This is a genomic window from Hyunsoonleella flava, assembly GCF_004310325.1.
Classification (GTDB): Bacteria; Bacteroidota; Bacteroidia; order Flavobacteriales; family Flavobacteriaceae; genus Jejuia; species Jejuia flava.
The window spans coordinates 1-321 of record NZ_SIRT01000041.1; the positions used below are offsets into that span (position 1 = coordinate 1).

1 protein-coding gene is annotated in these 321 nt (G+C 47.0%); it reads left to right on the top strand.

Translation table 11 applies throughout. The annotated features are described in order from the left end of the window. Positions 1–321 (top strand): Ig-like domain-containing protein (locus EYD45_RS16850; protein WP_233702696.1); only part of this gene is annotated, 321 nt, incomplete at both ends.

The window sequence follows — 321 nt, forward strand, 5'->3', positions numbered from 1 at the left end:
TCCAGACCAAATCACTTATGAGATATGTGATGCCGATGGCGATTGTACCACAGCCGTAGTAGATATAACAGTAGACCCAGTAAACGACACACCAACCGCAGTAGACGATACGGCAAGTGTAGATGAAGACGATACGGTTAATATCGATGTATTAGACGATGACGATTTTGGAGGCGATGGTCCAAGCACTGGGACAATTACCATCACGACCCCACCAACTAACGGAACAGCAACTGTTAACGATGGCGGTACACCAAACGATCCCACGGACGATACGATCGATTACACCCCCAATGCTGATTATAACGGTCCAGACCAAAT